The following is a 25,955-nucleotide window of genomic DNA, read 5'->3' as shown; positions in this document are numbered from 1 at the left end:
GGATCCTGTGCTGGACGGCCGTGGCGACAGCATCAACAATGTGGTGGGGTATCGCCGCGAATGGGCTCGTAAGGCCCTGCAGACAATCGGAAGCATGCCCGGAATCCAGGTATGCACCGTTGCTGCTGAGACCGCGAACAAGCGTGATGCCTACCGGCACTACCTCGAAACCCTGGACAGATCCCTGGCGGCAGAAGGGGACGTCGGCATCGTGGTGATGGACGGCTCTCCGAGAAACCCGGATCCGGCGGCCAGCGAGGAGCATCGGCGTCTCCCGTTGCAGACCCGGGCCATCGTGGAGGACGGCTGGGTGCAGGATTCCTCAGTCAGCCAGTTCATCCAGGTTGCTGATCTCGCGGCGCACTGTGCTTTCCAGAACCAGGCGCAGCAGCCGGATCGGAGCTTCATGTGGGATTGGTATCCGGACCACCTGCATGACCGGGAGCGGGTCTGCGGGTGCCGGAAGGTGTGACCAGACCAGAAACGGCCTGTGATGCAGAAGCATCGCAGGCCGTTCAGTGGTTCAGCAGGACCATCTGAATTCTCCTGACGAGAGATGGTCGAGCAGTAACAAAGTTAGTCCTGCGGATGCGGGATCGCAAGTTGCTTATGCGACGTGTTGCCAGGTTGGCAGTTCAGGACAGATGTGCCGCGTCGAGGGCGGCTTGGAGTGACTCCAGGTAGCCGTTGGTGGTGACGGTGGCGCCGCTGACCGTGTCGATGGCGGCGTTCTGGGCGGCCAGGGTTTCCTGGGTGAGGACCGGGAGGGCGCGGGCGTTGATCTCCTCGTCGCGGTGGTTGCCGTTGGGGTAGACGGGGACCTGGACGTCGGTGATCTTGCCGTTGACGACGGTGATGGCGACCTGGACCGGGCCCCACTGGGTCTGCGCGACCGAACCGGTGTAGGTCTTGGAAGCACCACTGCCTGAAGCGCTGCTCGTACCGCTGGGTTCGGGTGCCGGTGCCGTGGTGGGGACGACCGGGGCCGCGGCGGCGACCGGGGTGGCCGGGGCGGCGTCGCCGGTGCTGGTGCGGTAGCTGAACAGCAGCACCAGGGCGGCCACCGTCGAGAACAACCACAGGCTTATCCGTCGCATCGAGCGTTCCTTACCAGGAGAAGAGTTCGGTGTGCAGGCGCTCGGCGGGCACCCCGGCGCTGCGGGCGGCGGCGCGTGCCGCGTGGGTCCATTCGTCGGGGCCGCAGACGTAGACGTGGGCGGTGGCGATGCCCGGGACGATCGTGGCGAGGGCCGTGCCGTCCTCGTGGTCGGCGAGGGTGGCGGGCAGCCAGGAGACCCGGTCGGCGCGCGGGCCGAGCAGTGGCACGATCCGGACTCCCCGGTTCGCGGCGAACCAGTCCAGTTCGCTGCGGAACGCCAGGTCGGTCTCGGTGCGGGCGCGGTACAGCAGGGTGGCCTGGCCCGGCGCGTACGGAAGGTCGCCCAGCAGTGCCAGCAGCGGGGTGATGCCGATGCCGCAGGCCAGCAGGACGACCTGACCACCGTGGTACGTCTCGCCGGTGAGTGTGCCGTAAGGGCCTTCGATCAGGGCCCGGGTGCCGGGGCGCAGAGCGGCGACGCGTGCGCTTCCGTCGCCGAGATCCTTCACGGTGATCCGCAGCAGGTCGCCGTGCGGGGTGGCCGACAGCGAGTACGGGTGCGAGCGGCTCCAGCCGGGGCCGTCGAGGAAGCGCCACTGAAAGAACTGACCCGCGCGGGCCGGGAGTTTCGGCAGGTCACGGCCGTGCAGGTAGACCGAGGTGAGACCGGGACCCTCCGTCGCCACCCGGACCACCACCAGCCGGTGCCGCCAGTTGCGCCACGCCGGCAGGCCCAGCCGGCAGACGACGACCGCGCCGGCCGACACGGCGTACAGCGTCCACCAGTACGCCGTCGCGACGGGTGAGCTGAGGAAATCGGCGCCGGTCCAGAGCTGGTGCGGCAGGGCCAGGCCGACGCCGAGGTACGCGTACAGATGCAAAAGGTGCCATGACTCGTAGCGCAACCGTCGCCGGGCCGCGCGTATCGACGTGACCACCACCATGATCAGTAGTGCCGTGCCCGCCAGGGCCAGCAGCATCCCGGGATAGGTGACGATCAGGTCCCACAGCTCGCCCAGGATCCCGGTGTGCTCGGAGCCCGCGTAGCCGAGCGTGATCAGCACGATGTGGGCGAGCATCAGATGGAACGACGTGAAGCCCGTCCAGCGGTGCCAGCGGGCGAGCCTGTCCTGGCCGAAGGCCCGTTCCACCAGCGGGACGCGGGCCATCAGCAGCACCTGCAGGAGCAGCAGGTCGGCGGCGAGCAGCCCGGTGAGCCGGCCGAGCGCGGTGAGGGTGTCCGGGCCGCCCGCCACGGTCTGCTGGATGCCGCGGTTGCCCACCCACAGCGCCACCACGATCAGCAGGCTGGTCAGCGCGGAGAGCCCGCCCGCGTCCGCCCGCCAGGGAGGTGCCGGTGCCCGGTCCTGCACTGCCGGCCGGTGCGAGCGAACGGCATCGGTGGTCATGCATCCACTATCGGTCGTCATTCACAAACGACCAGGGGTGCTTGCCTAAGCGTTCGATAAGAAGATCGTCAGCGTCCGTCGGCGAGGCGGTGGGAGTATTCGCGAACGGCGGCCGTGTAGGTGGCCTCGGCCAGTTTCCATTCCGACTCGCCCGGGGTGGCGGCCCTGTTCAGCTGAGTCTGGAGCGTGACCACGGCGGAGGACAGGCCGCTGAACGGCCTGGTTCGCCACAGTTGTTCGCCGGCCGGGGCGACTTCGACGATGTCGTCGTCGATGGTGAGCAGGCCCGCGCCGGCGAGACGGCGCAGCGCTTCCTCGAGCTCGGTGCGGCTGGGGATGCTGTGATGCAGGAAGTCGGCCGCGGCCAGGACATCCGCCAGGCTCGCGCCGGTGACCGGCAGAGCGGCGTGCAGCGCCCGATCTCGTTCCAGGCGTTCGGCGATGACGGTGGACACGAAGATCCATGCATCGTTCCAGTGCCAGCCGCCAGCCCCCATGTCGTCATGATGCCGCGTGTGCGGCGCAGCCGAAAGCGATTGTGTCGGGATGATCACCGAGCTGTGTCCGGCGGGATGGACATTTCGCCCGAGGTGGGACGGGGGGATTGTGCGAGGACCGTCCAATCAGGAGACTGGTACGGACTCCGCGCGCCGTTCCTTGATCGCGAAGAGCGGCATGAAGAGCTGCACCAGCGGGCCGATCGCCAGGGCGTAAGCGATGGTCCCGAACCCCGCCGTGCCGCCGAGCAGGAAGCCGACCCCGAGCACCAGCACCTCGATGCTGGTCCGCACGAGGCGGATCGACAGGCGCGGGAAGCGGTTCACAATTCCGGTCATCAGGCCGTCGCGGGGCCCCGGGCCGAACCGGGCACCGATGTACATCGCGGTCGCCGCGCCGTTGAGCAGGATGCCGCCCACGAGGTAGGTGATCCGCATCGCCAGGCCTTCGCCGGGGTTCAGGACGCCCAGCGTGCCGTCCGCCACGAAGCCGATCACGACCAGGTTGGCGATCGTGCCGAAGCTGGGGCGCTGGCGCAGCGGGATCCAGAGCAGCAGCACGGGGATGCCGGTGAGCAGGACCACCCAGCCGAAGCTGAGCCCGGTGGTCTTCGACAGCCCCTGGTGGAAGACGTCCCACGGGTTGAGGCCGAGGCCGGACTCCACCATGAAGGCCATGCTCATCCCGTAGAGGGCCAGGCCCGTGAAGAGCTGCGTGACCCGCCGGACGTGGTTGCCAAGATCCCTCATAAGTGCCACTCTGAGGGCCAATCCAGGGTCTCGGATAGAGCCAATTCGCCGGAGGTGGCTGTGACAACCTCGGTCCGGGGAGGCCAATTGGCCCGGTTGCTCGGCCAGTGGCACTCGCTGCCCGGCCGGCACCGCAGCCCCGACTACGCCGCGCTCGCGGGCGCCGTCCGGGGTCTGCTGAGCGACGGGCGCTTACCACTGGGCGTACGCCTGCCTGCGGAAAGAGAGCTCGCCGAGTCGCTGAGCGTGAGTCGCACCACCGTCACCGCCGCCTACCGGAGCCTGCGGGAGAGCGGCCATCTGACCAGCCGGCGCGGCGCCGGAAGCTGGACCACCCTGCCCAACGGCCACCGGGTGGCCACTTCCGGGCTCTGGACCCCCGTCGACGACCTCGGCATCGACATGATCGACCTGGGCGTGGCAGCGCTGGCGGCACCGGTCGAGCTGGTGCCCGCCGCCCGTGCCGCCGCCGAGGACCTGCCGCGCTTCCTGGGCAGCGCGGGCTACCACCCGGCCGGGCTGGGGGAGCTGCGCGAAGCCGTCGCCGAGGGATACACCGCGCGCGGCGTGCCGACCAGCCCCGAGCAAGTTCTGATCACGAGTGGTACGCAGCAGGCGCTCGACCTCGTCCTGCGCCTCTCGGTCCCGGCGGGCGCACCCGTGCTGGTCGAGTCGCCGACCTACCCCAACGCGCTGGCGGCCCTCGCAGCCCGGCGCGCCCGGATCAGCACCCACGGGCTCGACCCGCGCACCGGATGGGACGCCGACCTGCTGCTGGGGGCCCTGCGCCAGACCCGGCCCCGGCTTGCGTACCTGATCCCGGAATTCCAGAATCCCACCGGCCACCTGATGCCTGCCGACCTGCGCGAGCGCCTGGTCGCGGCCGCCCACACGACCGGCACGGAACTGGTCGTCGACGAGTCCTTCGTGGACCTCCCGCTGGACGGCACCGAGATGCCCCCACCCGTCGCCGTCTTCGACCGGCACTCCCGCGTCGTCTCGATCGGCGGCATGAGCAAGGCCTACTGGGGTGGCATCCGGATCGGCTGGGTGCGCGCCTCCGCCCCGCTCGTGCAACGCCTCGCCGCCCTGCGCGTCGGCGTCGACATGGGCAGCCCGGTGCTGGAACAACTCGTCGCCGTCCGCCTCCTGCGCGACGCCCCCGCCATCGTCGCGGCCCGCCGAGCGCAACTGGCCATCCGCCGCGACGTCCTGATCGAGGCCGTGCGCGAGCACCTCCCGGAGTGGCAGTTCTTCCGGCCCTCGGGCGGCGTCATGCTGTGGGCCGAACTCGACGGCCCGATCTCCAGCGCCCTCGCCCGGGCAGCCGAAGAGGTGGGCGTCCGGCTCGCGCCCGGACCACGCTTCGGTCTGGACGGCACGCTCGAACGCTTCGTCCGCCTTCCCTACGCGATCGCCCCCGACGACCTCACCGAAGCGATCCGCCGCATCGCCTCGGTGCGTTACGACCTCGACCGGACCCCACGCCGTGATTGGCGCACACCCGCCGTCACGGTCTGATGCGGCTGACCACGCTCGGCGCGTGCGGTGCCTGGCCCGCCGCCGGCCAGGCATGCAGCGGGTTCCTGGTCGAGCACGACGGTTTCCGGCTGCTGCTCGACCTCGGCTACGCGACGCTGCCCCGGTTGCTCGCACTCCTACCTGCCGAGGACGTCGACGCGGTCTTCATCAGCCACAGCCACCCCGATCACTGCGCCGACCTCAACCCGCTGCTCCGAGCCCGCTCCCTCGGCACCGCCCGCGCCCGCCCGCTGCCGGTGTATTCGCTGCCGGGAGCACTCGACGCGGTGCTCGCGCTGGATCGGCCGGGCATGCTCGACGACTCGTACGAGCTGCGGGCCGTCACCGCCGACTTCGAGGTCGGACCGTTCCGGGCCGAAACCCGGCTGCTGCCCCACTGGGTGCCGAACGCGGGCATCCGGCTCACCGCGGCCGGCACCACGCTCGCCTACACCGGGGACAGCGGCCCGACCTCGGACGTCGTGCGGCTGGCCCGCGACGCGGACGTCCTGATCGCCGAGGCCACGTACGTCGACGAGGTGCCGCTGGACTCGCGGGCATACCTGACGAGTGCCGTCCAAGCTGGACGGCAGGCCGCCGAAGCCGGCGTGGGTGAACTCCTGCTCACCCACCTCTGGCCCGGCACCGACCCCGCGGCCGCCGTCGCTGCGGCCGCTGTCACCACCGACACCGCTGTCACCGCTGCCGCTATTGCTGTCGCTGCGGCTGGAAGTCGTTTTCCCGGCGAGGTTCGAGCGGTGTAGGAGAATCACCGCATGATCCGTACGCTCTCCCAGCGCAAGGCCGACGTGCTCGCCAAGCTGACGGCCCCGGTCGCCGACGCCTGGGTGGCGACCGCCGACGAGCACGGTCCCCATCTGGTGCCGCTCACCCTGGCGTGGCTCCGTGACCGCATCGTCCTGGCGACCGAAGGCACCTCCCGCACTGCCCGAGCGATGCACAACCCGAGGCTCGCCCTGGGCGGCACTCGCGACGTCGTGATGATCGACGCGGTGCTCCAGGCGATGCACGCGGTAACGGCCGCGCCCGCCTGGGTGGGCGAAGGCTACGTCGCCGCAGGCGACTAGGATCCGCGCCGCAGCGGCGACCCCTACGTCTTCCTGGTTCTGGAACCACGCCGGATCCAGGCCTGGCGCGAGGCCGACGAGATCCCCGGCCGCACCGTCATGCGCGACGGCAGCTGGCTGTCGTGACACGTGGCCCGGCGTTACGCCCGTGCCACCACCACCGACCACTTCGGTGATCCCGTTGAGAAGCTCCACCGGGCTCACGGTCTTGCTCAGAAAACCGTTGGCGCCCGCACGGAGGGCAGCGAGAACGATGTCGTCGTGGTCGAACGTCGTCAGCGCGACGTGGTGTCGGTCGAGCGGGCGGGGGCTGTGCGGATCACCCTCGGCGACGGGCAGACGGTCGAGACGGACGAGTTGCTGGTCGCGGTTGGCCGGGTTCCGCGCACGGGGGATCTCGGTCTGGAAACCGCGGGGTTGAAGCCTGGCGGGTGGCTCGAGGTCGACGACACCTTGCGGGTTTCTGACGTCCCGGACGGATGGCTGTACGCGGCCGGCGACGTCAATCATCGCGCCCTGCTCACGCACCAGGGCAAATACCAGGCGCGGGCGGCCGGCGACGTGATCGTCGCGCGAGCATTGGGCAGGCCGGTCCAGGACGAGCCGTGGGGCGCGCACGTGGCGACGGCCGATCACCAAGCGGTGCCACAGGTGGTGTTCACCGACCCGGAGGTGGCGTCGGTCGGTCTGACCGCGGCGGCGGCCGAGCAAGCCGGGCACCGGATCCGGTCGGTCGACTACGAGGTGGGTTCGATTGCTGGAGCTGCCCTGCACGCCGACGGCTACCAGGGCCACGCCCGGATGGTCGTCGACGAGGACCGACAGGTGCTGCTCGGGTTTACCGTCGTCGGACCGGATGTCGCCGAGTTGCTGCAGGCCGCGACCGTCGCGATCGTGGGCGAGGTGCCACTCGCCCGGTTGTGGCACGCCGTGCCGGCCTATCCGACGATCAGCGAGATCTGGCTGCGGCTGCTGGAGGAGTACGGGCGGCCGGGCTGATCAGGCCGGGCACGCTTCCGGCGTCATCAACGTGGTTTCCTCCAGGGCCTGCACGACCAGGGCCGACACGATCGAGTTGGTCGGCAGCTCGCTGTGGGAGACCACGACGCCGGGACAGAGGCTCTGCACGGCCAGGTTCACCGCGCCGTCGAGGCGCGCGGAGTCCGGGGGCTGGACTGTCTCGTCGTTCTCGGTCCAGAGGGACAGCCACGGCAGCCCGGACGGGAGGTCGTCACCGTCGATCTCCTTGAGCAGGTCGCTGTCCGGGGCGAGTTGACGGCACGCCGCGGGGCACGAACCCGGGGCCAGCGCCGCCCCGAGTCTTGCGAGCCGCGTCCCGTGCAACGGCGACCCGAGCGTGACGATCCGGCGGGCCACAGTTGCGCCCTCGTGCCGTTGCACCCACAGACGCGCTACCACGCCCCCGGCCGAATACCCGACCACGTCAACGGAAGGCGACCCGTGACTCAACTCCGCCCGCACGGCCACCTCCAGGGTGTCAGCGGAAGCCAGCAGATCACCGGTCCCGTCACCGGGCAGCGTCACCACCTTGGCCTCCCGGCCCGCGGCCCGCAACGTCACGGCCAACCGGCTCAGCGCACTCGTGCTACCGCCGTAGCCGGGAACGAGCAACACGGTGCCGGGAGCCGCCTGATCCGGCCGCGGCGAGGAGTCTTCGGTCCGGGACAACACCGACACCACCAGACCCACGAGCACCATGAGTACACCCAGAGCGGCGCCGATCCCGATCCAGCGCCCGCGAGTCACACCTCATCATCGCGCCGGGCCCGTTTGCCGGGCGGGGAAAGACGATCGGCCGGCCACGAGGGCCGGCCGATCGGAGGTGAGCGTTCAGAGCTGGGCGAGCGAGCCCGCGTACATCTTCTCGATGTGCTCGGCGAAGTTGGCCTCGACGCTGCGACGCTTGACCTTCATCGACGGGGTGACCTCGCCGTGTTCGATGCTGAGGTCGCGGGGGAGGATGGCGAACTTCTTCACCGTCTCCCAGCGGTTGAGCTTGGTGTTCAGCTCTTCGATGTAGGCCGCGACCATCTTCTCGGTCTCGGGGGCGGTGACGATCTCCTCGTAGGGCTTGCCGGCGAGGGGTCCGCCGGTGGCCCAGGAGGCGATGGCTTCCTCGTCGAGGCTGATCAGCATGGTGACGAAGTTGCGGGCCTGGCCGACCACGACCGCCTGCGACGTGTACGGGCAGACCGCCTTGAACATGCCCTCGATCGCCGACGGTGCGATGTACTTACCGCCGGACGTCTTGACCAGGTCCTTCTTGCGGTCGGTAACGCGCAGGTAGCCGTCTGAGTCGAGTTCGCCGATGTCGCCGGTGCGCAGGAAGCCGTCCTCGGTGAAGGCCTCGGCGGTTTCCTTGGGCAGGTTGTGGTAGCCGCGCATGACCGGTTTGCCGCGGAGCAGGATCTCGCCGTCGGTGTCGATCTTGCACTCGAGGTCGCCGAGGCCGGGGCCGACCGAGCCGATCTTGATTTTGCCGTGCCGGTTGCAGAAGTCGGCGGCGCTGGCCTCGGTGAGGCCGTAGCCCTCCATGATCGCCAGGTTGGCCGCGGCGAAGAACTCGGCGATGTCGCGGCTCAGCGGGGCCGAGCCGGAGACCAGGGCGCGCATCCGGCCGCCGAGGCGCTGTTGCAGCTTGGAGAAGACGAGCTTCTCAGCGACGGCATACTGCGCCTTGAGGCCGGCCGGGACCGGCTTGCCCTCCTGCTCCAGGGCGACCTTGCGCTTGCCGGTGGCGACCGCCCAGTGGAAGATCTTGGCCTTGACGCCGCCGTCGCCGGTAGCCGTGGTGACCGTCTTGTTGTAGACCTTCTCGAAGATGCGCGGGGCGCCGCACATCAGGGTCGGCTTGACCACCGCGAGCATGTCGACGAGCTTGTCGACCCGGCCGTCGATGTAGGTCGGGACGCCGACATGGATGATGCCGCAGGTCAGCGACTTGCCGAACGAGTGGGACAGCGGCAGCCAGAGGAACTGCAGGTCCGTGGGCTCGAACAGCCCCACCCCGGCCTGCGCGACGCCCTGCCAGCACCAGCCACCGTGCGTCAGCTCCACACCCTTGGGCCGCCCGGTGGTGCCCGACGTGTAGATCAGCGTGGCGATGTTGTCGGGGCCGATGCCCTCGGCGATCGCCTCGATCAGCCCGGGGTTGTCGGCCAGCGCCGCGCGGCCGCGCTCCTCGAGCTCGGCGAGGGTGAGCTGGGGCGGCTGCGCCGAGGCGTCGGCGAGCCCGTCGATGACCACGATGTGGGTCAGCGAGGTCTCGACGCCGGAGAGCTTGAGCGCCTGCTTCGGGTTCTCGGCGATGAGCACCTTGGAACCCGAGTCGGCGACGATGTACGCCGCATCCTCGGGCTCCGTGGTCGGGTAGACCGTGGTCGTCGCCCCGCCGGCGAGGTTGACGCCCAGGTCGGCGAGGACCCACTCGATGCGCGTGCCGGAAAGAATGGAAACGCGGTCCTCAAGGCCGACGCCGAGCCCGGCGAGCCCCGCGGCAACAGCCTTGGCCCGGTCCCCGATCTGCGCCCACGTCAGCCACGTGATGCCGGTGTCGTCCGCGGTCGGAACGGCGAACGCCCTGGCATCCGGCGTCGCTCCGACCCGTCGGAGCAGCATGTCCGGGATTGAGCGGTAGGGAACCTCGAGAGCCATCGGCGCCGCCTCTTTGCGTCTTGTGGGGGAAGTAACAGCCGTGTTACCGCAGAGTATTGCCCTGTGGTCCAGACCACCAGACCACCCCGCCTCCTTGAATTCTACCGAACCTGTTCCCGCCAACCGAAAAGTTGTTTAACAGTTGCCGATATGGATCAACCGATATGGATACGCGTCGATCTGTTGCCCTACGCTCGTCCACACCTCAAGCTTTCTCCCCCAAGAAAGAGGACGATGCCCGGGCTGGTCGGCCCGGGCATCGTCTTTTCCGCAGTACGCCCGACGTGCACCCGCCATCCGCCACTCGATCAGTCGCCAGCCCGCTCGCCGCCGGCCGGCTTGCTGCCCGGCCGTCAGTCGTCAGCCGGCTGGTTACCGGCTGTCAGTCGTCGGAGCCGTGCCCGTGGCCGCCCTTGTCGTCCGACCCGTGGCCGCTCTTGTCGTCCGAGCCGTTGTCGTCCGAGCCGTGGCGGCCATGGTCGTGGCTGCTGGAGCTGCTCTTGCCCGAGTTGCCGGAGCCGGAACCGTTGCCGGAGCCGGAGGTGCGGTGGCGCAGGACCGCGCCGGTGGTCCGGTCGACGTCGATGTCGTGTTCGACGTTGCCGACGATGACGTCGACGTCCCAGACTGCGCGGCCGTGCTCGGTCTCCCGTTCGACGCTTTCCACGTAGCCACCGCCGGCGGCCTTGATCGCGATGGCCTTCGCCGTGTTGATGCTGATCGCCCCGGCGGAACTGGCCGAAGTCGAAGTCGAAGTCGAAGCCGACGCCGAGGCCGAGGCCGAGGACGTAGGTGACGCTGAGTCCGACGGTGACGCGCTGGTGGAGTCATCCGTGACGGAAGGTGAGGGCGAGGCGGAATCGTCGATTACGGAGGGCGACGGCGAGGCTGAGTCGTCGGTGACGGTGGGCGATGGGGTGATGACGTCGCCGTTGGGGAGGAGAGGGACCGAGTTGCTGTCGTCGGCTCCGTCTGCGGCTAGGGCGGCGCCTCCGATGGCGAGGGCGGCGACTGCGCCTACGGCGAGGGCGGAAGCGGTGCGGAGCTTGATCATGTGGTCCTCCGGGTGTCGTCCTGTGCTGACAACCAGAAGGATTGCGCTGTTCAGGATATGGGCGCGCTGTGTGATCCCTAAGGCTCGGTTAAGGGTGCGGCGGCCAGGTCCATGCGTACGAGGGCTCCTCCGGTGGGTGCCGTGAGGACCTGCAGGGAGCCGCCGCCCGTTTCCGCGGCGCGGCGGGCGATGTCCAGGCCGAGGCCCGTCGAGCCGCTGCCTGAGGCGCCGCGGAGCAGGGCCTGCGCGGGGAAGCCGGGGCCCTCGTCGCTCACAGTGAGGGTTGCGCCGCCGCTGGGGTGTGGGCGCAGCGTTACTGCGAGGGCGGTGCCGTCGGGGGTGTGGGCGAACACGTTGCCGAGCAGGGCGTCGAGCGCGGCGGCCAGTTCGTCCGCGGGGAGGGCGACCAGGAGGGGATTGTCCGGCAGCTCCTGGCGTACCAATCGATCGGTGTCCTCGGCCAGGACGGTCCAGAAAGCGACCCGGTCGGCGACCACAGTCGTGGCGTCGCAGGATTTTCGTTCGCCGCCTCGGCGGCGGGCCTGCTGGATGACCAGCGTGACGGCACGTTCGATGCTGTCCGCCGCGGCTGCCACCCGCCCTGCCTCGCCGGGGTCGCGCAGCGATTCCACCTCGAGCCGCAGGGCGGTGAGCGGGGTACGCAGCCGGTGCGAGATGTCAGCGACCTGTTCCCGTTCCTCACGCAGCAGGTCCTGGATCCGCCCGGCCAGATGGTTCAGGGCGCCGGCGACCTCGCGGACCTCGGGCGGGCCGGACGGAGACGCCCTCGCGGAGAGTTCGGCGCGGGCCAAGCGGTGCGAGACGGCGGAGAGGTCGGCGATCGGGGCGACGAGGGTGCGGGCGAGCCGGTCCGCGACTGCGAGGCCGAGTAGTACCAGCGTCAGGCCCAGGCCGGCCAGTACCAGCCATGACCGTGCCACGCCCCGGGTCAGGTCGGCGTCCGGGACGACGGTCCGGACCACGTAGACGCCCCGGCCGCTGATCGCTACGGGTGCGACGATCTCCCGCCCGGAACCGGTCGCGACCGTGAACGCGAGCAGGTTCGATGCTGCGAGGCGTACCGCCGGGGTCTGCTCGGCCGGTTCGCCGAGGACCGCGCCGGACGGGGTGAAAACGCTGACCGGTACGGGCTGGCCCTGCAATGAGAGGGACAGCTGATCGTCCGGGTTGTTGCCGACCAGCGGCACGATCGTCTGCAGCACGACGGTCGCCTGGCTCACCGCCTTGTCCGCGGCCGCCTGCCGGACCAGGATTGCCAGCGGCACCAGGAACGCGATCAGCACCAGCACCGTCGTCGCGGCGACCAGCAGGGTCAGCCGCCGTCTCACGCCGGCTCACTCAGTCGTACGCCCACACCCCGCACCGTGTGCAGATAGCGCGGCTCCTGCGCGGTCTCCCCGAGCTTGCGCCGCAACCACGACAGGTGCACGTCGACGGTCTTGTCGGCGCCGCCGTACGGAACCTGCCACACCTCGCTCAGCAGCTCCCGCTTGCTCACCACCTGCCCAGCCCTCGTCGCCAGATGATGGAGAAGGTCGAACTCCCGCGGGGTCAGATCCAGCGACCGCCCGTCCAGGCTCGCCGTCCGCGCCCCCTGATCGATCCGCAACCCGCCCACGCTCAGCGCGACCGGCTCAGCACCCCCGGATGCCCCTCGCCGCAGCACCGCCCGCACCCGCGCATCCAGCTGAGCAGCGGTGAACGGCTTCACCAGATAGTCGTCCGCCCCGGCATCCAGCACCCGCACGATCTCAGCCTCGTCATCCCGGGCGGTCGCCACGATCACGGGCACGGCGCTCACCGCCCGCAACATCCGCAGCATCTCCCGCCCGTCAAGATCGGGAAGCCCCAGATCGAGCACCACGAGATCAGGCCGTTCGGCCAGGGCGGCCTGCAACCCCTCCATGGCGGTGGCCGACGACGCCACCGCGTGCCCCCGCTCCCGAAGAGCCCGAAGCAGATGGGTACGGATAGCCGAGTCATCCTCGATCAACAGCAGGTGAGCCACGCACGCACGCTATCCGAGCAGCCCCGTTCCCCGGCCGTCCTTAACTCTCCTTTAGCGTCCCCGAGGGGCATCCTTAGCCAACCCCCGGGCATAGTCGACCAGGTGAACCGCAGAACGCTCCTCGCCGCAGCCGGCTGGCTCAGCGCAGCCACCCTGGCCGTCGCGATCGGCATCGCGGCCCTCAGCGTCATCGGCACCGGCCTGACCACGCCCGAGAACAAGCCGTTGAGCGCCGCCGAGGTCGACCGGCTGCTCCGCGAACAGCCGCCCGCCAGCCCGTCTGCTGTCGTCCCGTCTGCTGTCGTTCCGTCGGCTGCGGAGGGCGTCGGCAGCAGTCCGAGCCCTTCCGCCTCGGCCTCGCGCACCCCGGGCGTGGCGAGCAAGACCCTGGTGACACGGGGCGGCACGGTGGTGGCCCGGTGTGCCGCCGGGCAGGCGGAGATCGTCACGATGTCGCCGCGTCCGGGCTTCTCGCTGCACGAGCAGCAGGGCAACGAGGGCGAATTCCGCTCAACCTCGGACAACCACAACCGCGTCAAATTCACGATCACCTGCTCCGGCGCCCAGCCTGCGCTCGCATTGCGCAGCAGTGGCGGCGGCTCGGACGACTGATCGCCGGCGGCGGATGTCCGGAAAATAATTGACCCCGGGTCGCTTGCAAGCAGAGGCGGGTCTCGGGGTTAGGTCCACATAGTACCGGTGCTGCCTTCACCTTTTCATCGCCCAGAGACGTCGTGAATCCGACTGCTGGCGCTTTTTCGTGGGTGATGGAGAGGCGTCGGGTGTAGGCCTGAGTGGCGAGCTCAAGGGGCCGCGTTGCGTCACGGGGCGTGTTGAACTTGGCGCCCGGGGCGGCCCGTGGATTCAAGGCGCCTGTCGTGCTGAAGGCTTTGGTGGGGTAGTCTATCGCCCGCTAGTCCTGGAGCAACCCCTAATGCCTTCGTGCTGCTGGTGCAGGGCGCGACGTGCCGGGGTCCAGAAATAACTTTGCCCCGGGTTGCATGCAAGCAGAGGCGGGTCCCGGGGCGTACGGGGACAAGGCTACCACGATGGCTGCCCTACCGGAACAGGCGAACGTGGCCATGCCGGAAGATGATCAACGCTGGATGGGAAAATTCCTGTCGGAAGCGCGCTTTCAGGCCTACCTCCGAGACTGCGCGGGCGACAGGTCGGAAGTCCTGAGCCTCTATTGGTGGAACGTCCAGGCCGCGGCGGCTTTCTATCCGGCGCTGCACTGCTTGGAGATCGCGATGCGGAACGCCTTTCATGACGCTCTGACGGAACGCTACGGCCGGGCCGACTGGTGGAATGTGGTCCCTCTCGCGGGCCTTGGCCGACGGCCGGTTGATGAGACCGTCTCCAGCCTGCGCCGATCGTTGCAGCGTGAGCCCTCCGCCGACGATGTCGTGGCGTCGATGACATTCGGCTTCTGGGTTTCGCTGCTGAGCAGGACGAATGAGGTAGCCCTGTGGCGACCGGCGCTCTTTCGCGTCTTCCGGCCCGGCTTTCGGGGGCCGCGAGGTGACATGCATCGGCACTTCGAGCATCTGCGCTTGTTCCGGAACCGGATCATGCACCACGAGGCGATCTATCGGCGCAGCTGCGGCTCATTGATCCGTTGCCGGAGGTGCTCGGCCGGACGCCCCGAGGCTTGCGGAGCCGCGGGATGCCGTGAGGCGGTGTGGTGTGGGCCACGTGGGGGTCGCTTTCCTCTAGGTACCTACTGTCTTTTGGTTAGTAGCGTCCTGGGGCGTGAGCGAAGTTGTTTCTGTCAAACCTGTTGTGCTGGCGGCGCCCGGTAGGGGTGTGGATCTGCGGGTGCGGATTTCGGCGCCTGTGGGGGGTGGCGAGTGGCCTCTTATTGTTTTTTCGCACGGGTTTGGGTCCTCGTTGGAGGGTTATGGGCCGTTGGCAGACTATTGGGCGGGGCGGGGGTTTGTTGTTGTTCAGCCGACGCATCTTGATTCGCGGACTGTGGGGTTGGCGCAGGGGGATCCGCGGGTGCCGGAGATCTGGCGGTTCCGGGTTCGGGATCTGAAGCTGATTTTGGATCGGCTTGATGAGGTGGAGGCGCGGGTCCCGGGCGGGATTGATCGGGGGCGGATTGCGGTGGCGGGGCATTCGTTCGGGGGGCAGACGGCGGGTAACTTGCTGGGGTTGCGGGTGCGGGGTGGGGAGGACTATCGGGATGAGCGGGTCAAGGCTGGTGTGTTGCTGGCTACCGCGGGGAATGGCGGGGCGGATTTGACGCCGTTTGCCGCGGAGCGTTTTCCGTTCATGAATCCGGAGTTCGCGGGCATGGAGACGCCGGCGTTGGTGGTGGTGGGGGACAAGGATGATTCGCCGTTGTCCCACCGGGGTGCGGAATGGATGGCCGATCCCTATCGGCACAGCCCGGGGCGTAAGAGTTTGCTGACCGTTTTCGGGGCGGAGCATTCGCTCGGCGGCATTGTCGGGTATGAGGCCGCGGAGACCACCGATGAGAGTCCTGAGCGGGTGGCGCTGATTCAGCGGGTGACGACGGCTTATCTGCGCAGTGCGCTCTACTCGGAGGAGTTCACCGTCGAGGTGGATGCGGGGTTGGGGAGCATCGAGTCCAAGTAGCGGGCAGCGCGGCCGGTCAGTGGCTGAGGTCGGCGGTGCGGATGCTGCCGTCGCCGGTGATGTCGACCCGGGCGTGTTGCTGACGGCCGGAGAGGAAGAGGACCAGCTCGGCGGGTGGGCCGGTGAGGGTGGCGGACGGCTCGCCGTCGCCGACCTGGAAGACGCCGAAGCCGGGGGACTCGACGCGGATCGGCTTGTGTTTGCGCAGGACCATGCGGGAGGTGAGCTTGGCGGCCTTCCACAGCGAGCCCTGATGTTCCGGGGTGAGGTCGCGGGGCTCCCAGCCGGGCTGGGCGCGGCGGACGTCCTCGTGATGGATGAAGAACTCGATGCCGTTGGCCAGTTCGTCGGTGATCGGGTTGCTCACCATGCTCCACCAGGGCGGGGTGCGCAGCTCCGCGATGATCTCGTCGTACGGCCGGGTCGCGGTCTGCTTGCGGACGTGCTCGCCGTGCCCGGCCAGCGGGGCGATGAGGTTGCCGGCGATGGCGTCCGGGCGGCGCTCGCGGACCACCAGGTGGGCGGCGAGGTCGCGGGTGTCCCAGCCGGTGCAGCACGTCGGGGCGTCCGGGCCGATCTCGGTGAAGAGGTCGGCGAGCAGACGGCGTTCGGCGCGCGCGTGGTCGGTCATGTTCATGATCCTAGATCCATGTGACCCAACTCGCGCGGCCCACGTGGCGCGGGGCAGCGCAACGGTGTAATCGTGGACACAATGTAAATCCCGTGGCTTAACACGGGCGGTTGGGCAGGATAGACCGGTAAGGCCGGTTCGGCCGGCAGGGACTTACCCAGGGCGGGAAATCTGTGACCACGAGGGCCAGCCAGGACGTGCTGGGCCGGGGCCTTCGTGTCCTGCGCCAGGCGATCCGCATGGAGCCCCGGCTCTTCACCATCGGCGTTGCCGGCAGCAGCATGTTCGGCCTGCTGGTGATCGCCAACTCCTACGTCGTCGGCGCGGTCATCGGCCGGGTGGTGGTGCCGGCGTTCTCCGAGCACCGGGCGGGCGCGCGGGAGCTCGCGCTGATCGCGGTGACGTTCATCGGGATCTCGCTGCTGCGGGTCGCGAGCATCTACGGGCGTCGACTGGGTGCAGGGTTCATGCAGTTCCGGCTGCAGGCCCGCTACCGCAGCGCGGTCACCCGCCGTTACCTGGCGCTCCCGCCCGCGTGGCATCAGCGGCACGCCACCGGCACCCTGCTCTCCAACGCCAACTCCGACGTCGAGGCCGCATTCGCGCCGATCGCGCCGCTGCCGTTCGCAGTCGGGACGGTCGTGATGATCCTGGCCGCGGTGGTCTCGCTCTTCGTGGTCGACTGGGTGCTCGCGCTGATCGGCGTGCTGCTCTTCCCCGCCCTCTTCCTGCTCAATCTGGCCTATTCGCGCAGCATGTCGCCCCGGCAGATCCGGGCACAGCAGCTGCGCGGCAAGGTCAGCGCGGTCGCGCACGAGAGCTTCGACGGCGCCCTGGTGGTCAAGACCATGGGCCGCGAGGCCGACGAGTCGCGGCGGTTCCGGGTGCACGTCAGTGAGCTGCGGGACGCGCTGATCTCCGTGGGCCGGCTGCGAGGATTGTTCGACCCGCTGCTCGACGCGCTGCCCAGCATCGGCACCCTCGCCGTCCTGCTGATCGGCGCGTGGCGGCTGCAGCAGGGCGCGATCACCGTGTCCGAGCTGGTCAGCGTCGCGTTCCTGTTCACCGTGCTGGCTTTCCCGGTGCGGGCGATCGGCTGGCTGATCGGCGAGCTGCCGCGCAGCGTCGCCGGCTGGGAACGGGTCCAGGCCGTTCTCGGCGCGAGCGGCGACCTCGCCTACGGCGAAGCCGGAAACCCCGGGACCGGTCCGGCCACCCTGCACTTCGACCAGGTCTCCTTTGCGTACGCGGGGAGCGCCGACGTTCTCCACGACATCACTTTCACCGTGCCCGCGGGGCAGACAGTCGCACTGGTGGGCGCCACCGGCTCCGGCAAGTCCACGATCGCGTCCCTGGCCGTGCGCCTGGTCGACCCGGCGAGCGGTCACGTGTCGGTGGACGGCGTGCCGCTGCCCGACCTCAGTGGCGCCGCGCTCGCGCGTACGTCCGCGCTTGTCCCGCAGGTGCCGTTCGTGTTCGACGACACCGTCCGCGGCAACGTGACCCTCGACCGCGAGGACATCGACGACGACGCGGCGCACCAGGCGTTGCGGCTCGCCGAGGCTGAGGGCTTCGTCAGCAAACTGCCCGACGGGCTCGACACCGCGGTCGGCGAGCGGGGCACCTCGCTCTCCGGCGGCCAGCGTCAGCGGATCACCCTGGCCCGCGCGCTGGCCGGGCGGCCCCGGCTGCTCGTGCTCGACGACGCGACCAGCGCTGTCGACCCGCGCGTCGAGGCGGCCATCCTCGCCTCGCTGCGGGGGCACGACGCCGGCGCGTCGATCCTGGTGGTCGCCTACCGGCGGGCCACGATCGCGCTCGCCGACTCGGTGGTCTACCTGGAGGACGGCAAGGTTGTCGCTACGGGGACACACGCGGAGCTCATGGCCTCGGAGCCAGGGTATTTGGGGCTCGTGACGGCGTACGAGAAAAAAGAGCTGGTAGAGGAGGTCCCGTCATGACCGACTGCACCGCAGCGAAGCAAGGGCCGGGAGGGCATGACAAGGTGAGCGCAGCGTGAGCACCGCGGTTGTTGAAGAGGGCATGCTCGCGACCGTGAAGCGCGGGGTGGCGCTGTCGCCCGAGTTGCGGCCCGGGCTGGCCGGCACGCTGGTGCTCGCGTTCGTCTCGATGGCCGGGCGGGTCGCCGTGCCGATCGCCATCCAGCAGGGCATCGACCGGGGCATCCGCGCGCCCGGCGGGCCGCATCTGGGCACGATCACGGTGATCGTGCTGCTCACGCTGGCGCTGCTCGCGGTCTCCACGCTCGCCGGTTACTGGATGACGCGGCGGCTGTTCACGGTGAGCGAGACCGCGCTGGCCGCGCTGCGTACCCGTACGTTCCGGCACATCCACGACCTGTCGATGCTGCACCAGCAGTCCGAGCGGCGCGGGTCGCTGACGTCGCGGGTCACCGGTGACGTCGACCAGATCACCCAGTTCCTGCAGACCGGCGGCGTGATGCTGCTGATGACCAGCGGGCAGCTGGTGGTCACCACGATCGTCATGCTGGTCTACTCGTGGCAGCTCACCCTCGTGGTCTTCGCCGCGTTCGTGCCGGCCGTCATCGTGATCCGGCTCTTCCAGAAGCGGCTTGCCGGCGTCTACCGGATCGTCCGCGAGCGCACCGGCGTCATGCTGGGCGCGGTCGCCGAGAGCGTCGTCGGTGCCACGGTGATCCGGGCCTACGGCGTGGCCGGGCGCACCGAGAAGCGGCTCGACACCGCGATCGTCGATCTGCGGTCGGCGCAGCAGCGCGCACTGCGTACCAGTGTCACCAGTTTCTCCACCGGGGAGATCGCCGCCGGGCTCGCGTTGTCGGCCGTGGTCGTCGTCGGGGTGCTGCTCGGCGTGGACGGCGGGCTGACCGTCGGCAAGCTGACGGCGTTCCTGTTCCTGGTCACGCTGTTCATCCAGCCGGTGCAGATCGCCACCGAGGTGCTCAACGAGGCGCAGAACGCGGTGGCCGGCTGGCGGCGCGTGCTCGACGTGCTCGACATCGACCCGGACGTCGCCGACCCCGACCAGAATGGCGTCGGGCTGCCGCCGGGCCCGCTGTCGGTGCGCTTCGCGGACGTCTCCTACCGCTACCCGGGCGGCCCGGTCGTGCTCTCCGACGTGGACCTGGAGATCGCCGCGCGCACCAAGGTCGCGGTGGTCGGCGAGACCGGCAGCGGCAAGACGACATTCGCCAAACTGCTCACCCGGCTCATGGACCCGGCCGGCGGCGAGGTGCTGCTCGGCGGCACGCCACTGACGACCGTACGGTTCGACTCGCTGCGGTCGCGGGTCGTCATGGTCCCGCAGGACGGCTTCCTGTTCGACGCGACGGTCGCCGAGAACATCCGCTTCGCGCGTCCGGAGCTCAGCGACGACGAGCTCGAGCTGGCGTTTGTCGAGCTGGGCCTCGGGGACTGGCTCGCCGGCTTGCCGCAGCGTCTCGACACGCCGGTGGGGGAGCGCGGGGAGGCGTTGAGCGTGGGCGAAAGGCAGCTGGTCGCGCTCGTCCGGGCGTACGTCGCGGATCCTGATCTTCTTGTTCTCGACGAGGCCACGAGTGCCGTCGACCCGGCGACCGAGGTGCGGCTGCAACACGCCCTCGATGCGGTGACGCGGGGGCGGACGACCGTGGCCATCGCGCACCGGCTGTCCACCGCGGAGTCAGCCGACGAGGTGATCGTGGTGGACGCCGGGCGTGTCGTGCAACGCGGCCCGCACGCTGTTCTGCTCGCTCAGGAGGGCTCTATCTACGCCAGCCTGTACGCCAGCTGGCTGGAGCAGACACGCTGAAGTCCCTCTTTAGTGCGTTGAAGGCTCAGCACTTCGTTGTGCCGAGCCTTCAACAGATTGCGATCAGCGCGCGTAGAACTCGACGACGAGCTGCTCGTCACAGATGACCGGGACCTCGGAGCGCAACGGCTTGCGGATCACGGTCGTGCGCAGGTCCTCGACCACGGTGGAGAGGTACGGCGCGGTCGGCCCGTCCAGGTGCGCTCCGGTGGCAGCGATCTGGAACGGCGGCTTCTGCCGGCTGCTCTCGCGGACCTCAACGACCTGACCGGGCTTGAGCCGGTACGACGGGCGGTCGACCTTCTTGCCGTCCACGGTGAAGTGACCGTGCGCGACGAGCTGGCGGGCCTGGTAGATCGTGCGGGCCAGACCGGCGCGCTGAACGGTCGCGTCGAGACGGCTCTCCAAATACGCGACCAGGTTCTCGCCGGTCTTGCCCTCCTTGCGCTGCGCCTCGTCGTACGCCGCCCGCATCTGGGTCTCGCTGATGTTGTACTGGTGCCGCAGCCGCTGCTTCTCGAGCAGCCGGACCTGGTAGTCCGATGCCTTACGCCGGCCACGACCGTGCACACCGGGCGGGAACGGGCGCCGCTCGAAGTACTTGACGCACTTACGGGTGAGTGGAATGCCGAGAGCCCGCGACAGCCGGGCCTTGGGTCGGGAGTTGTTCACGGGCGATCTTCATTCCTCCGGGACGGGTGTTACGGTTAGCCTTGCCTTACTAAGGTAAGGCTAACCGATGCCCGGAGGATCCTGACATGCAGCCCACCCATGCCGAGGTCGCGCGAACCCTTGCGGCCGGCCATCTGCCCGCCACCGCGCACATCGCCTGCCGCCCGGGACCGCACCCCGTGCGGCACGTGACCGACGCCCAGGGCCGGGTGCTGCTGCTCTCGCCCAGCGACGGTGCGCTGACCGCAGCCCTGCGCCCTGGACCCGATGTGGATGACACCGCGCTCGTCCTCGATATTTCCGATGTGCCACCGGTCACCGGGGCGCCCTCGCTCGGCCGCATCTGGGTCGCCGGCTGGGCCACCCGTCTCGACGGCCCCGAGGCTCGCCAGGCGGCGCTCGACTACGCCGAGACCGACCCGGCCACGGACCTGCTCGACGTCGGGGACACCCAGGTCATCCATCGCATGGACGTGGCCGAGGTGCGCTACGAACGCAACACCGTGCTCGTGGACGTCGACCCCGACGAGTACGCCGAAGCCCTGCCCGACCCGCTGCGCGCGATCGAATTCGACCTGATCGCCGATCTCTCCGACCACCACGTCGTGGAGATGTCCGACTACGTCCGGCGCCAGCTCGGCCCGGCCGCCCGCCCCGGCGACGACCCCCGGGTGGTCCGCCTCGACCGGTACGGGTTCATGGTCCGGCTCGGCGACCGGCTCGCCCGGCTCGCGTTCCCGCGCCCCGTCACCGACCGTCACGACCTTGCTCACCTGCTGCACCCGGTGCTCTGCCACCGCTGCGGTCACCAGGAGGAAGAGGCTGCCTGACCGGTTCTACAGGTCGCCCGTCAGGTAGCGCCGCACGTTCGGGCCGGCAGTGGCTACCAGCTGCTCGGCCGGGGCTGACGCGACCGGCTCCACCTCGAGCACGTAGCGGACCACCGCCGGCCCCGCGATCTGCGTGGCGACCAGCACAAACCGCAGCGGCGCCTCCGAGCGCGAGCCGTCCAGCCGGAACCTCGTGCGCGCGGTGTCCGGCAACTCGATGCCGCCGTCGACCAGGGCCGCGAGCCGGCATCGTCCACAGCGACGTGCTCGGGGCGAACTCGATGCCTGTGAAGGTCTCGCCCTGCGGCACCGGCGCCGTACCCGTTCGGGGGCCGGTGACGGACGCGTACGCCCTGCCGTGCCACTCCCAGAACACCCGCCCCCGGCGACCGACGTCATCGCCGTGACCCGCTCACTCGCACACGGAGTCGACCTACGGGCAGTCCGACCCGCGCGTCGTGAACACCCTCCCCTCAGAGGGCAAGGATCCGCTCGAGGAACTCGGTGTAGCCGCGCATGGCGATCCGCATACTCTCGGTGTCCGGAGCGGAGGTCTCCCGGAGCGGGTCGAGTTCATCCCGCTCGGCCAGCATCGACTCCGTCAGCTCATGAACAGCCTCGGTCAGCAGATCCCGGGCCCGGCCCAGAGCCGCCACCGGATCGTCCACGAACTGAGCCTTCACCTCGTGCCACTCACCCCGGAACTGCTGCCCGGCCGCGGGATCCCAGAACGAGATCGCGGTCTCCCCGACATCGCCCGGCTTCAACTGCGAGGCAGGCTCCCCGGTGCCTCCGCCGTCAACCGGCTCCGCGATCACCTCGATGACCTCAACGGTCTCGCCGTCACCGGTCGCCCCGGTGGGGGTTTCAGCCGTGTCGGCCACGCCGGTGATCGTGTCGTCGGTCTCCGGCACTTCGCCGTGCTCGGCTGTTTCCGCTTCCATGACCGTGCCGGCGGCGTCTGCCAGCTCGCTCACGCCGGTCGGGTCGTCGTTCTCGCCCTCGTCCCCGTCTGCGGGAACAGCTCCCGAAGCCGAGCCGACCGTGGCTCTACCGATCGCGGCTTCATCGGCTTTGTCCGCGGCGGTTTCGGCCGGGACCGCTTTGTCTGGGACCGCTTTGTCTGGGACCGCTTTGTCTGGGACCGCTTTGTCTGGGCCGGCTTTGTCTTCGGCGGCTGTCTCTTGGGCGGCTGCGGGCGGGTCGGCTACGGGCTGGCCGGTTGTGGCTTGTTCGGCTTCGTCGCTCTCCCAGGCTGCCCGCCGGCGCGCCGGTGCGTCATCCGCGGCTCGCCACATGGCCAGGAAATCCGCGGCCGGCTCATCATCGTCACGTCGTCGACGCCGCCCACCCGAAGAACTCTCCTGAGGAACAGTCGGCAGATCAGCAAGCGACTCCCGCGCACTTGCCGCGCCATTCTCGCCCTGCAGGTCTGCGGGTGTTGTGCTGCTCGCGCCGGGAAGGTCCGCGAAGGTCGGGTCAGGCGCGGCCGAAACCGGCCCGGCGGTGGGGGTCAACCCTGGGATCGGCCTCGTCGAACCGGTGATTCCAGCTGTGGGATCGGCGTCCACGGGCGGGCGGGGAGCCTCCCAGGCCGAAGTCGGTTCCGGTTCGGCGGCCGGCTGGACGGGACCGGGCAACTGATCCGCCGGCGGAGTCAGCCCGGGAATGGACCGGGGCGCAGCAGGCGGGCCCGACACTGAGCGACTCGCCGAATAGGGCACCTGAGCTGCGACGTCATCCGCATCAATCGGATCGGGATGCGTAGCGGTCGAGCCCGTGTAGGTCTGCCCAGTGTAGGTCTGGCCCACGTGTGTCTGGTCCGTGGGGACTTCACCCGTCGGCGTCTGCACGACCGCTGCGTCGCTCGGGGGCGTTTCACCCTGCGGCGTCTGGATCTGCGGCGTCTGGGCTGGTGGAGAGGTGATCGGGCGGGCTGGGGTGTCCGGGGTGAAGGGGTTGTGGCCGTAGTAGATGGGGCGGGGCTCCACCGGGCGGTCTTCGGGGTGCGAGATCGGGGCGGCGGGCGGTGGGGGTTCGTCGGGCGTGGCGGCGAGGTTTTCGCGCGCGGCGTAGGTGCCGGTCTGCTGCGGGGTGGCCTCGGGCTGAGAGGTGGCCGGGCTGGTCTCGCCGGCTTGGGTGGCCCCGCCCGTCTGACCGGTCTGGCCGGCTGGGGTGGTCTGGCTCGATGGGCCGGTCTGGCTGGATGGGGTGGTCGGGGAGTTCGGCCAGGTGGGGACGTCGGTGAGGTCGTCGGGGGTGCGCTGGCGGCGGCGGCCGACTGTCTCGGTGGGGTCCGGGTCGGGTTCGTAGGCGCGGTTGCGGCCGGTGAGGCGTTCGCCGTAGAGGTCGTCGCTGCTGGGGATGAGGGTGTCGGGGCCCAGGAAGTCGCCGGTCAGGGGGTCGCCGGCGGGCAGGGGGGAATCCGGGGACAACGGGTCGTCGCTGGTGAACGGGGTGCTACGGCCGGTCAGGCTTTCACCGTAGAGGTCGTTGTCCGGGTCTCTGCCGAAGGTGGCTTCCCCGTAGGAGAGAGCGGCGTCCGGGATGTGGTCCTCGGGGCTGCTCGCTGTTGGTACCGCGTCCGGGTCCGTGGCCGGGGGCTCGGGGACCGGGGGATTGCCGGGGATCGCGAAGGGCGAGGGGGCGTACAGCGGTGGGGTTTCCGGGGGTGGCGGGGTGAAGGGGGAGCGGGACATCGCCAGCGGGTTGGTGCGCGGCTGAGGCCGGGGGTCCGGGTCCGGGGCACTGCCGTTGCGCGGCGAGGTGTCGCCGTGGCTGTGGCCGTTCACGCGGTGTCCGTTGGTCTCCAAGGGTGGGAAGCCTCCCTGGTCGTTCCATCCGTTGACAGCCCCGCCGGGCAGACCGTCCATCGGCCTGCGCGAACCGAGCGCCACCATTTCCGTGTCGCCGTTACCTGCTGCGTTCTCCTGCTGCTCCGATTCTTCCTCGGATGCGGTGTCACCCGGGATCAGTGGCCCACCCGCTGTGGGCGAGGCGGCTTTCGCCACGTTGTCCCAATCCGCGGCGTCTGAGGTGGGTGATTTGTCCGAAGTGGGCGTGGCCGATGGCTCGGGTGCCGCGTTGGAGGGTGTGGCGCCAGCCGCCCATGGCGTACCCGGTGACCAAGGGGTGTTGCGGGCCGACCACGGCGGAGGGCTGACCGCCCAGGGGGATGGGGTCTGCGCCGGCGCGTCACTGGGCTCCGGGGAAACCGATCGTCCTGCCGCGGGCTCGTCACCCGGCCAGCGGTCACCCGGAGTGTCATCAGCCGGCTGACGTGCTGCGCCGGGATCTTCGGCGGCTGAGATGTCGCCGGCCTGGCCCTCCGAAGAGTCGGCCCAGCGATCGGAAGAGTCGGCCAAACGATCCGGGGAGTCGGCCCAGCGATCGGAAGAGTCGGCCCAGCGGTCCGAAGTGCCGGCCCAGCGATCCGAGGTGTCAGCCCAGCGATCGGAAGAGTCGCCCAAGCGATCCGAGGTGCCGGCCGAGCGATCCGAGGTGCCGGCCGAGCGATCCGAAGTGCCGGCCAAGCGATCCGAAGTGCCGGCCGAGCCATTCGAAGTGCCGGCCCAGCCATTCGAAGGAGAGGTGGGCCAGGTGTTCGCGGGTGGTTCCCCCGTGGGGTGGTCTTCTGCGCGGGGTGGGGTGGTGGGTTCGGCTGCGTGGGGGGTGCGGGACGCGGGGCCGAACGTGGCGCGGAAGCGGTCCGAGGGGAACTGGTCGGAGAGGCGACGCGGCCTGGGTGATTCCTGAGTGGGGGGTGTCTCGGGGGTGTGCAGGGCCGAGCGGAACGGGTCCCGGGGGAGTCGGGGCTGCCCGGGAGCAAACTGGTCCGGATCGGCCTGGCCGGGAACGAACTGGTCCGGGTTGGCTCGGCCGGGGGTGAGTTGGTCCGGCGTGGCTTGGCCGGGGGTGGGCTGATCGGCGGTGGCCTGGCCGGGGTGCAGCTGGCCGGGGTCGGGCTGACCGGGAGCGGGCTGGCCGGAAGCGGGCTGGCCGGAAGCGGGCTGGCCAGGGGCGGGCTGACCGAAGGTGGACTGGGAGGGGATGGGCTGGGGTGGGTCCGCTGGGGGGTGGGGTTCGGGGGTGGGGCGGGATTTGGGGCGTTCGAAGGCGGGGAAGGAGCCTGACGGGCCGGGGAGGATGGGGGCCGGGCGGGCAGTTCCGGCGATGCGGGGGAATGCGGCCGGACCTGTGGGGTGGCTGTTGGAAACGCCGGGGCCGGAGACCGGGCCGAGGGCGGCAGGGTCGGCGGCGGCAGAATCAGCCACGGCGGGGCCGGGGTTGGCGGGGGCGGAGACGGG

At 69.9% G+C, this 25,955-nt stretch carries 25 protein-coding genes; 11 read left to right on the top strand and 14 right to left on the bottom strand.

Translation table 11 applies throughout. The annotated features are described in order from the left end of the window. The first annotated feature begins 7 nt into the window (after positions 1-7). Positions 8-472, top strand: a complete 465-nt coding sequence (locus tag Aco04nite_RS21635) for a hypothetical protein (RefSeq protein WP_212999066.1) — start codon at positions 8-10, stop codon at positions 470-472. A gap of 163 nt (positions 473-635) precedes the next feature. On the opposite strand, the gene Aco04nite_RS21630 is transcribed toward Aco04nite_RS21635, so the two are convergent. The 4 genes from Aco04nite_RS21630 to yczE form a co-directional block, all read right to left on the bottom strand. Continuing rightward, on the bottom strand, positions 636-1,097 hold the full coding sequence (locus Aco04nite_RS21630; RefSeq protein ID WP_212999065.1) for an FMN-binding protein: 462 nt from the start codon (positions 1,095-1,097) through the stop codon (positions 636-638). Positions 1,098-1,107: 10 nt separating this feature from the next. Next, a complete protein-coding gene (locus tag Aco04nite_RS21625; protein WP_212999064.1) occupies positions 1,108-2,508 on the bottom strand; it encodes a ferredoxin reductase family protein in 1,401 nt (466 codons plus the stop codon). A gap of 68 nt (positions 2,509-2,576) precedes the next feature. After that, entirely contained in the window at positions 2,577-3,005 is a 429-nt protein-coding gene (locus Aco04nite_RS21620; RefSeq protein ID WP_212999063.1) for a hypothetical protein, read from the bottom strand. Positions 3,006-3,131: 126 nt separating this feature from the next. Then, entirely contained in the window at positions 3,132-3,755 is a 624-nt protein-coding gene (gene yczE / locus Aco04nite_RS21615) for a membrane protein YczE (RefSeq protein ID WP_212999062.1), read from the bottom strand. A 60-nt stretch (positions 3,756-3,815) separates the two neighbouring features. Here yczE and yczR point away from each other — a divergent pair, with 60 nt between their 5' ends. From yczR to Aco04nite_RS21595, 4 genes are all read left to right on the top strand, one after another. After that, the gene (yczR, locus tag Aco04nite_RS21610; RefSeq protein WP_212999061.1) at positions 3,816-5,276 is read left to right on the top strand and encodes a MocR-like transcription factor YczR; all 1,461 of its coding nucleotides are present in this window, start codon (positions 3,816-3,818) and stop codon (positions 5,274-5,276) included. Continuing rightward, positions 5,276-6,040: an MBL fold metallo-hydrolase gene (locus tag Aco04nite_RS21605; protein ID WP_212999060.1), complete on the top strand. Its 765-nt coding sequence runs from the start codon at positions 5,276-5,278 to the stop codon at positions 6,038-6,040. Before yczR ends, Aco04nite_RS21605 begins: the two co-directional genes overlap by 1 nt. A 12-nt stretch (positions 6,041-6,052) precedes the next feature. Beyond that, positions 6,053-6,364, top strand: coding sequence for a pyridoxamine 5'-phosphate oxidase family protein (locus Aco04nite_RS21600; protein ID WP_212999059.1), 312 nt, complete (start codon positions 6,053-6,055; stop codon positions 6,362-6,364). A gap of 261 nt (positions 6,365-6,625) precedes the next feature. Next, positions 6,626-7,363, top strand: a complete 738-nt coding sequence (locus Aco04nite_RS21595) for an oxidoreductase dimerization domain-containing protein (RefSeq protein WP_244876172.1) — start codon at positions 6,626-6,628, stop codon at positions 7,361-7,363. Here Aco04nite_RS21595 and Aco04nite_RS21590 read toward each other — a convergent pair whose 3' ends face one another. The 5 genes from Aco04nite_RS21590 to Aco04nite_RS21570 form a co-directional block, all read right to left on the bottom strand. Next, the gene (locus Aco04nite_RS21590; protein ID WP_244876171.1) at positions 7,364-8,131 is read right to left on the bottom strand and encodes a lipase family alpha/beta hydrolase; all 768 of its coding nucleotides are present in this window, start codon (positions 8,129-8,131) and stop codon (positions 7,364-7,366) included. It abuts the gene before it with no gap. Between the two features lie 84 nt (positions 8,132-8,215). Next, positions 8,216-10,039 carry an AMP-dependent synthetase/ligase gene (locus Aco04nite_RS21585; RefSeq protein WP_212999057.1) on the bottom strand — a complete coding sequence of 608 codons (1,824 nt, stop codon included), beginning with the start codon at positions 10,037-10,039 and terminating at the stop codon, positions 8,216-8,218. Positions 10,040-10,421: 382 nt separating this feature from the next. Next, positions 10,422-11,093: a PepSY domain-containing protein gene (locus Aco04nite_RS21580; protein WP_212999056.1), complete on the bottom strand. Its 672-nt coding sequence runs from the start codon at positions 11,091-11,093 to the stop codon at positions 10,422-10,424. A gap of 77 nt (positions 11,094-11,170) precedes the next feature. Next, positions 11,171-12,442: a sensor histidine kinase gene (locus tag Aco04nite_RS21575; RefSeq protein WP_212999055.1), complete on the bottom strand. Its 1,272-nt coding sequence runs from the start codon at positions 12,440-12,442 to the stop codon at positions 11,171-11,173. Beyond that, positions 12,439-13,122, bottom strand: a complete 684-nt coding sequence (locus Aco04nite_RS21570) for a response regulator transcription factor (protein ID WP_203834652.1) — start codon at positions 13,120-13,122, stop codon at positions 12,439-12,441. The genes Aco04nite_RS21575 and Aco04nite_RS21570 overlap by 4 nt, the downstream gene beginning before the upstream one ends. 102 nt (positions 13,123-13,224) lie before the next feature. Between Aco04nite_RS21570 and Aco04nite_RS21565 the strand changes: the two genes are divergently transcribed. Next, on the top strand, positions 13,225-13,734 hold the full coding sequence (locus Aco04nite_RS21565; RefSeq protein WP_212999054.1) for a hypothetical protein: 510 nt from the start codon (positions 13,225-13,227) through the stop codon (positions 13,732-13,734). A 446-nt stretch (positions 13,735-14,180) separates the two neighbouring features. Here the strand turns inward: Aco04nite_RS21565 and Aco04nite_RS21560 are convergent, their stop codons facing one another. Continuing rightward, positions 14,181-14,702 (bottom strand): hypothetical protein, encoded by a 522-nt coding sequence (locus tag Aco04nite_RS21560; protein ID WP_212999053.1) that lies wholly within the window; start codon positions 14,700-14,702, stop codon positions 14,181-14,183. A gap of 172 nt (positions 14,703-14,874) precedes the next feature. Here Aco04nite_RS21560 and Aco04nite_RS21555 point away from each other — a divergent pair, with 172 nt between their 5' ends. After that, positions 14,875-15,726, top strand: coding sequence for an alpha/beta hydrolase family protein (locus tag Aco04nite_RS21555; protein ID WP_212999052.1), 852 nt, complete (start codon positions 14,875-14,877; stop codon positions 15,724-15,726). A gap of 16 nt (positions 15,727-15,742) precedes the next feature. Here the strand turns inward: Aco04nite_RS21555 and Aco04nite_RS21550 are convergent, their stop codons facing one another. Next, positions 15,743-16,357 carry a TIGR03085 family metal-binding protein gene (locus Aco04nite_RS21550; RefSeq protein WP_212999051.1) on the bottom strand — a complete coding sequence of 205 codons (615 nt, stop codon included), beginning with the start codon at positions 16,355-16,357 and terminating at the stop codon, positions 15,743-15,745. Positions 16,358-16,530: 173 nt separating this feature from the next. Here Aco04nite_RS21550 and Aco04nite_RS21545 point away from each other — a divergent pair, with 173 nt between their 5' ends. Together Aco04nite_RS21545 and Aco04nite_RS21540 are read left to right on the top strand one after the other, a co-directional pair. Then, positions 16,531-18,318, top strand: coding sequence for an ABC transporter ATP-binding protein (locus Aco04nite_RS21545; RefSeq protein ID WP_244876170.1), 1,788 nt, complete (start codon positions 16,531-16,533; stop codon positions 18,316-18,318). 82 nt (positions 18,319-18,400) lie between these two features. After that, positions 18,401-20,146, top strand: coding sequence for an ABC transporter ATP-binding protein (locus Aco04nite_RS21540; protein ID WP_212999164.1), 1,746 nt, complete (start codon positions 18,401-18,403; stop codon positions 20,144-20,146). Between the two features lie 63 nt (positions 20,147-20,209). Here Aco04nite_RS21540 and rpsD read toward each other — a convergent pair whose 3' ends face one another. After that, entirely contained in the window at positions 20,210-20,818 is a 609-nt protein-coding gene (gene rpsD, locus Aco04nite_RS21535; RefSeq protein WP_203834645.1) for a 30S ribosomal protein S4, read from the bottom strand. 86 nt (positions 20,819-20,904) lie between these two features. Between rpsD and Aco04nite_RS21530 the strand changes: the two genes are divergently transcribed. Then, on the top strand, positions 20,905-21,648 hold the full coding sequence (locus tag Aco04nite_RS21530) for a DUF2470 domain-containing protein (RefSeq protein WP_212999050.1): 744 nt from the start codon (positions 20,905-20,907) through the stop codon (positions 21,646-21,648). 6 nt (positions 21,649-21,654) lie between these two features. On the opposite strand, the gene Aco04nite_RS49940 is transcribed toward Aco04nite_RS21530, so the two are convergent. Together Aco04nite_RS49940 and Aco04nite_RS21520 are read right to left on the bottom strand one after the other, a co-directional pair. Beyond that, positions 21,655-21,861 carry a TetR/AcrR family transcriptional regulator gene (locus tag Aco04nite_RS49940; RefSeq protein WP_308161653.1) on the bottom strand — a complete coding sequence of 69 codons (207 nt, stop codon included), beginning with the start codon at positions 21,859-21,861 and terminating at the stop codon, positions 21,655-21,657. 260 nt (positions 21,862-22,121) lie between these two features. Beyond that, complete coding sequence (locus Aco04nite_RS21520) at positions 22,122-24,659, bottom strand: hypothetical protein (protein WP_212999049.1); 2,538 nt, start codon at positions 24,657-24,659, stop codon at positions 22,122-22,124. 765 nt (positions 24,660-25,424) lie between these two features. Here Aco04nite_RS21520 and Aco04nite_RS21515 point away from each other — a divergent pair. Further along, complete coding sequence (locus Aco04nite_RS21515) at positions 25,425-25,781, top strand: hypothetical protein (protein WP_212999048.1); 357 nt, start codon at positions 25,425-25,427, stop codon at positions 25,779-25,781. Positions 25,782-25,955: the final 174 nt, after the last annotated feature.

Origin of the sequence: Winogradskya consettensis (assembly GCF_018332715.1) — a bacterium.
In the GTDB taxonomy this organism is placed as follows: Bacteria; Actinomycetota; Actinomycetes; order Mycobacteriales; family Micromonosporaceae; genus Actinoplanes; species Actinoplanes consettensis.
Note: the sequence above shows the minus strand (reverse complement) of the source record. Positions and strands in the feature narration are given on the sequence as shown.